The organism is uncultured Microbacterium sp., from assembly GCF_963521695.1.
In the GTDB taxonomy this organism is placed as follows: domain Bacteria; phylum Actinomycetota; class Actinomycetes; order Actinomycetales; family Microbacteriaceae; genus Microbacterium.
Map to the genome: position 1 here is coordinate 1 of NZ_CAUQWC010000190.1, position 6,753 is coordinate 6,753.

General features: G+C 70.9%; 6 protein-coding genes. All 6 read left to right on the top strand.

Going from position 1 to position 6,753, the window contains the following annotated elements:
- The coding region (locus tag RWP81_RS12810) for a polysaccharide deacetylase family protein (RefSeq protein WP_314456678.1) at positions 1-752 on the top strand (752 nt) is incomplete at its 5' end.
- Between the two features lie 151 nt (positions 753-903).
- Positions 904-2,031, top strand: coding sequence for a glycosyltransferase family 2 protein (locus tag RWP81_RS12815; RefSeq protein ID WP_314456680.1), 1,128 nt, complete (start codon positions 904-906; stop codon positions 2,029-2,031).
- A gap of 169 nt (positions 2,032-2,200) precedes the next feature.
- Positions 2,201-2,458: a glutaredoxin domain-containing protein gene (locus RWP81_RS12820; RefSeq protein ID WP_055959528.1), complete on the top strand. Its 258-nt coding sequence runs from the start codon at positions 2,201-2,203 to the stop codon at positions 2,456-2,458.
- A gap of 10 nt (positions 2,459-2,468) precedes the next feature.
- Positions 2,469-3,407 carry an amidohydrolase family protein gene (locus RWP81_RS12825; protein WP_314456683.1) on the top strand — a complete coding sequence of 313 codons (939 nt, stop codon included), beginning with the start codon at positions 2,469-2,471 and terminating at the stop codon, positions 3,405-3,407.
- 31 nt (positions 3,408-3,438) lie between these two features.
- The gene (locus RWP81_RS12830) at positions 3,439-4,683 is read left to right on the top strand and encodes a kynureninase (protein WP_399540599.1); all 1,245 of its coding nucleotides are present in this window, start codon (positions 3,439-3,441) and stop codon (positions 4,681-4,683) included.
- A gap of 174 nt (positions 4,684-4,857) precedes the next feature.
- A complete protein-coding gene (locus tag RWP81_RS12835) occupies positions 4,858-6,606 on the top strand; it encodes a cation:proton antiporter (protein WP_314456685.1) in 1,749 nt (582 codons plus the stop codon).
- Positions 6,607-6,753 lie beyond the last annotated feature (147 nt).

Consider the following 6,753-nt stretch of genomic DNA (forward strand, 5'->3'; position numbering starts at 1 on the left):
ACACCGCCGAGCGCGTCAACGGCGCCGACCTCGTCACGTGCACCGACCGCGAGCGCACCCTCCACGCCGCCTGGACGACGCCCGAGGCGAACAGCGCCGAAGGCACCGAACTCCCGATCCTGATGTACCACCAGTTCACGCGGAACCCCGAGGGCGAGGACAACTGGCTCCGGGGCAACTACGCCTTCATCGGCGACTTCGACGCGCAGATGGCCCATATCCAGGACGGGAAGTTCTACCTGCCCACCTGGGACGAGGTCAGCGCGTTCATCGACGGCGCGCTCTACCTGCCGAAGCGCTCCGTCGTCATCACCGACGATGACGCCGACAGCACCTGGCTCGAGATGGCCGCACCGATCGTCGACGCTCGCCACCTGCTGACCACCTCGTTCGTCATCACCTCCGCGCGCACCGAACCCACCCCGAACCGCTTCGTGATCCAGCGCTCGCACACGCACGACATGCACCGCGCCGGCGCGAACGGCAAGGGCCGCATGGTCAACGACGACGCCGACACGATCGCCGCGGACCTCGAGACGTCGGCCCAGATCCTCGGCGCCAAAGAGGTCGTGGCGTACCCCTTCGGCCACTTCAACGACACGACCAAGGAAGGCGTGCGCCGTGCGGGTTTCGAACTCGGTCGCGGCATCGAACCCGGGTACGTGCGCATCGGGACGGATAAGCTGGCATTGCCCGTCGTCCGCATCGACTACGGCATGACCGTCGAAGACCTCGAGGCCAAGATCGGTTGATTCCGCCCCATCGGCACCCGCGCCGCCGTTGCGCGTCGACGCCGGGCGAGCATCCGCTAGCTCACAGGTACGTCCGCCACAATCCTGTGGAGGCACATGTCGTGCGCATTACGCTGTGCTCCCCCTGACGTTTCACGAATCGCGAGTACCCATGGATCTTTCCGTCATCGTTCCGACCTTCAACGAGGGTCCGAACGTCGCCGAACTCGTGCGTCGCACGACGGATGCCCTGGCGGATCGCGCGGTCGAGGTGATCTTCGTCGATGACTCCACCGACGACACCCCCGACATCATCCGCGCGGTCGCGGCGGACGCACGTATTCCGGTGCGCCTGATCCACCGCGACGACCCGGTGGGCGGACTCGGCGGCGCCGTGGTCGAGGGCATCAAGGCGGCGGCATCCGATCGATGCGTCGTCATGGACGGCGACCTGCAGCACCCGCCCGAGGTGATCGCCGACCTGCTCGCGCGCGCCGAGCTGGGTGACGTCGATGTGGTGGTGGCATCCCGCTACGTCGCCGGCGGCACCTCCGACGGCCTCGCCAATGCGGTGCGCACCATGGTGTCGCGCGCGTCGACCCTTCTCACCAAGTCGATGTTCCCCAAGAAGCTGCACAACTGCTCCGACCCGATGACCGGGTTCTTCCTCGTCGACCGCAGCGCCCTCGAGGTCGAGACGCTGCAGCCGCGAGGGTTCAAGATCCTGCTCGAGATCCTCGCGCGCAAGCAGATGCGCATCGCCGAGGTGCCGTTCTCGTTCGCGCCCCGCTTCGCGGGTGAGTCGAAGGCCTCGTTCAGCCAGGGCATGCGGTTCCTGCTGCAGCTGACGATGCTGCGCTTCGGACGCATGTCGGCCTTCGCGTTGGTGGGCGGCCTCGGCGCCGTCGCCAACCTCGCCATCATGTGGGCGCTGCAAATGGTCGGCGTGCAGTACATCATCGCCGCGGTGATCGCGAGCGTGGTGACCATCGTCGCCAACTTCCTCGCGCTCGAGTACCTGGTCTTCGCCGACATGCGCGCGGAGTCCGGGCTCATGCGCCACCGCTTCATCAAATCGTTCACCTTCAACGGCGTCGAGGCGATCGTGCGCATCCCCGTCATCTGGGTGCTCGTGAGTCAGGCGCACTTCCAGAGCGTGGTCGCCGCAGGGCTCACCCTCATCGCCGCCTTCGTGGTGCGTTTCGTCTTCCACGCCCTGGTCGTGTACGCCCCCAAGAAGAGCCGCATCGGCAAAGTCGCACGCGCCATCGAACCCCTCGAAGACGAAGTCACCGCCTGACGCGTCCCCTGCGACGGGGATCGGGGGTGACTCTCCCGACCCGCGTCGCCTCCCGTGCCGGCAAGCGCTCCCGTCCGCGGTCGGTGGCACAGGTGGCACAGCGCGCCCGCCCTCGCCGCCCGATCTCCCGGCCGCGACCGGTGTCGGCGCACCGGCGTACGCTGGAGTCATGTCTTCCGACGCATCCATCCGTATGTTCGGCGCCGACTGGTGCCGCGATTGCATCCGCACCAAGAAGCAGCTCGACGAGCTGGGCATCGACTACGAGTACGTCGACCTCGTCGCCGACCCCGCGGCGGCCGACGTCGCGAAAGAGATCTCGGGCCGCACCAGCATTCCCGTGGTCGTCTACCCCGACTCCAGCCACCACGTCGAGCCCTCGAACGCCGACGTCGAGGCCAAGCTCCGCGAGCTGTCGCTGATCTGATCGGGTCGGCGTGACCGTCTCCGCCGCCTGGCCCGTCCGGCGCGCACTCACCTCCGAGCACGGCACGGCCCTGCCGGCGTTCGTCGATCATCACGTGCACCTGCACCTGATCGACGCTTCGACGCTGGCCGCTCGCGGCATCGCGGCGGTCGTCGACCTGGGTGGCGATCCCGTGGCCCTCGCCCGGCGTGCGCGCGGACTCCCCCGTGTCTCGTACGCGGGGGCGTTCCTGACCGCACCCGGCGGGTACCCGCAGGGGCGGTCGTGGGCTCCGGATGCCACGGTGCGCCTCGTCACCGATGCGTCCCGGCATCCGGGCGTCACGGGTGGCGCGCGAACCGCCGTCGACGCACAGGCGGATGCCGGGGCGTCGGTCATCAAGGTGGCCCTGCACGCCGATGCCGGGCCCGTGGTGTCCGACGACGTCCTCGCGGCGATCGTGGCGGCCGCCGCAGAACGGGGTTTGCCGGTCGTCGCGCACGCCCAGGGTGCGGGGCAGGTGGAGCGCGCGATCGAGGCGGGTGTGGCCGCGTTGGCGCACACGCCCTTCGATGCACCCCTCTCACGCCGCACCCTCTCGCGCGCGATCGAGGCGGGCCAGGCGTGGATCTCGACGCTCGACATCCACCGGGGAGCCGCCCGCGAGCAGGCGATCACGAATCTCCGCGCCTTCGCCGCCCGCGGCGGGAGGGTGCTCTACGGAACCGACCTCGGCAACGGCGCCCTGCCGGTCGGGCTGAACCGCCGCGAGCTTCTGGCCCTGCACGATGCCGACGTGCGCGGCGACGCGCTCGTGGCCGCGTTGACCGATGCATGGCCGCACGTCGAGCCGACGAGCGCGGTCTCCACCTTCGTGCCGGGTCCGGCGCCCACCGATCCCGACGACCTGCCCACCTGGCTCAGCCGCGGCACGGTCGTCGCCACCGAGGAGCTGACGCGTGTCGACTGACCCCACCCCCGATTTCGGATCCGTCGACGCGCTGCAGGTGCCGCGCGCCTCTCTCGAGGCCGAAGCGTCGGCCCTCGACGCCGACGACCCGCTGGCGCACCACCGCGCCGCCTTCGTCGGTGCCGATACATCGCTGGTCTACTTCGACGGCAACTCGCTCGGGCGCCCGCCGCGGGCGACGGCCGATCGCCTCGCCCGCTTCGTCACCGACGAGTGGGGCGGCCGCCTCATCCGCGGGTGGGACGAGCAGTGGATGCAGCTCCCCTTCGCGATCGGCGACCGGATCGGGGCCCTCGCGCTCGGCGCGGCATCCGGTCAGACCGTCATCGGCGACTCGACCACCGTGCTGCTGTACAAGCTGCTGCGGGCGGCCCTCGACGCGCAGATGGATCTCGACCCGCAGAGGGTGGAGATCGTCGTGGGCCGCGACGACTTCCCCACCGACCGCTACCTCGTCGAAGGCATCGCGGCCGAGCGCGGCGCCCGCGTGGTGTGGGTCGACGTCGACACCTCCCGCGGGGTGGATGCCGCCCTGCTCCGCGCCGCGGTAGGCGAGCGCACCGCGGTGGTGCTGCTCAGCCACGTGTCGTACCGCTCGGGGTACCTCGCCGACGGCGCGGGTCTCACGCGGATCGCGCACGATGCCGGGGCGCTCGTGCTGTGGGATCTCTGCCACTCGGCCGGGTCCGTGCCGATCGAGCTCGACGCGTGGGGCGCCGACCTCGCCGTCGGCTGCACCTACAAGTACCTCAACGGCGGTCCGGGCTCGCCCGCTTTCGCCTATGTCGCCGCGCGCCACCAGCACGCCCTGACGCAGCCGGTGCAGGGCTGGATGGGTGCCGCCGACGTCTTCTCGATGGGGCCGGTCTACCGCCCCGCCGACGGGATGCGCCGCTTCCTCTCCGGCACCCCGCCGGTGCTGGCGATGATCGCGATGCAGGACACCCTCGACCTCCTGGAGGAAGCCGGGATCGACGCGATTCGAGCGAAGTCCGTTGCGCTGACCGAGTTCGCGGTGCGGGTGGCCGACGGCATCCTGAGCCCTCTGGGCGTGCGGCTCGCCTCGCCCCGCGACGCTGCCGAACGAGGCGGCCACGTGACGCTCTCGCATCCCGCGATGCGGGCCGTGACCGCACGCCTGTGGCAGGGCGACGTCATCCCCGACTACCGCGATCCGCACGGCCTCCGCATCGGCCTGTCGCCGCTGTCGACGAGCTTCGCCGAGACCCTCACGGGCCTCCGCGCCGTCGCCGACGCGGTGCGCGCCGAGACCTGAGGCGAGCCGGGCGCACGACGAGGTGGCGGCCGTGCGGCCGACGCGGCGACGGCGAGACGGCATCCGACTGACACCTCGTCTGCGGGTTACAGCTGACCTGTCAGCGAGATGCCGTCTCGCCGATCGCCCGAGATGCGGCGTGGACCGGCCGCCGTGCCGGACTAGCCTCGGAGCATGATCGATCCCCTCCTCGTCGTCCTCGCCGGCGTCGTGGTGGTCGCCCTCGCCACGGTCATCGGGCCGCGCTTCAACGTCGCGGGGCCCCTCGTGCTGCTCGCCGTCGGCGCGGGGGTGAGCCTGCTGCCGTTCGTGCCGCCGTTCGCGATCGACCCCGAGATCATCCTGGTCGGCGTGCTGCCACCCCTCCTGTACTCGGCAGCCGTGCAGCTGCCGGCCATCGAGTTCCGCCGCGACTTCGCACCGATCGCGGGGCTCTCGGTCGTGCTGGTCGTCATCAGCTCCGTGCTGCTGGGCCTGTTCTTCTGGGCCGTGATCCCCGGCCTCGGCCTCGCTCTCGCGATCGCGTTGGGGGCGATCCTGAGCCCCACGGATGCCGTGGCCACCTCCATCGCCAAACGCTTGGGCATCTCGCCGCGCGTGGTGACGATGCTGGAGGGCGAGAGCCTGCTCAACGACGCCACCGCGCTGGTGCTGCTTCGCACGGCGGTCGCCGCCGTGGCATCCGGATTCGCGTTCGGCGACGCGGTGGCCGACTTCGCGTGGGCGGTCGCCGTCGCGCTCGTCGTCGGTGCCGTCATCGGCTGGGTGAACCTGCGCGTACGCGAGCGACTGGCGAACCCCGCGGCCAACACCGCGCTCAGCTTCACGATCCCCTTCATCGCCTACCTGCCGACCGAGCACCTCGGCGGATCCGGGCTGGTCGCCGCCGTGGTCGCGGGCATCGTCACCGGCCAGGGGGCCGACCGCCGCTTCACCCCCGAACAGCGCATCAGCGACCGCCTCAACTGGCGCACGGTCGAGCTCGTGCTCGAGGGCGGCGTGTTCCTCATCTTCGGTCTCGAGTTGAAAGACATCGTGGGCGCGAACCTCCGCGAGCACGAGGGGCTGTGGCACGGCACGTGGCTGGCGTTGAGCGCCCTCGGGATCGTGCTCATCGTGCGCGGTCTGTGGGTGGCCGGGCTGATCTGGGTACAGGGGCGTCGCAGCCACCGCCACGCGCGGGAACAAGGCCGCATCGAGGGCGCGCAGGACCGCCTCGACAGGTTCGAAGCGGCCTATCGCGAGACACCGGAGCAGTTCGGTGCTCGCGGCGCTGATCCCGTACGCACCGAGCGGCGGATCGGGTGGATGCGAACCCGCATCGCCCGCACGATGGCCGACCTCGACTACTACCGCGACACCCCTCTCGGCGCGCGCCACGGCAGCGTCATCGTGTGGGCGGGCATGCGCGGGGTCGTCACCCTGGCGGCCGCGCAGACCCTGCCGGAGAACACCCCGCAGCGACCGCTGCTCATCTTCGTCGCCTTCCTGGTGGCCCTGTTCAGCCTCGTGCTGCAGGGGCTCACGCTGCCGGCCGTCGTGCGGTCGGTCGGTCTCGCCGGTGCCGGCGGCGAAGGACCGACGCGAGAGGAACAGCGCGCCCTCGACGCCGAGCTCCGCGAAGCGGCCAGCGACGCTCTCGGTGCGGGAACGCTCCGGCGGCGCGATGGAGCGGCGTTCCCCCCGGAGCTCCTGGAGCGCGCCGGTGCTCGGATCGTGCAACCGCCGGATGAGGACGCCTCGACGCGCGTCCGCGACTTCCTCGAGCTACGACTCGCCTCGATCGAGGAGATGCGCCGTCGCCTGCACGACGCGGGACGCGACGGTCGTTACAGCACCGCCGCCCTGCGTCACGCCCTCGCCGAGCTCGACGCCGACCAGCTGAGCCTGGAACTGCGCATCGACGACGGCGACGACGAGTAGGGCGGCGTACGCCTGCCGCTGATCGCGGTGGCAACGACGGGTGGGGCGCGGCGGTCACGGGTGCGGCGTTGGCGAGGGCGTGGCGCGAGGGTGAGCCTGACGGGGCGTGGAATGTGCAGCGGGGCGTCCGGCGTCCGCCCCGGTGCA

Coding starts and splice junctions, on each gene's coding strand:
- RWP81_RS12815 (WP_314456680.1), top strand. CDS start 904: ATGGATCTTTCCGTCATCGTTCCGACCTTCAACGAGGGTCCGAACGTC.
- RWP81_RS12820 (WP_055959528.1), top strand. CDS start 2,201: ATGTCTTCCGACGCATCCATCCGTATGTTCGGCGCCGACTGGTGCCGC.
- RWP81_RS12835 (WP_314456685.1), top strand. CDS start 4,858: ATGATCGATCCCCTCCTCGTCGTCCTCGCCGGCGTCGTGGTGGTCGCC.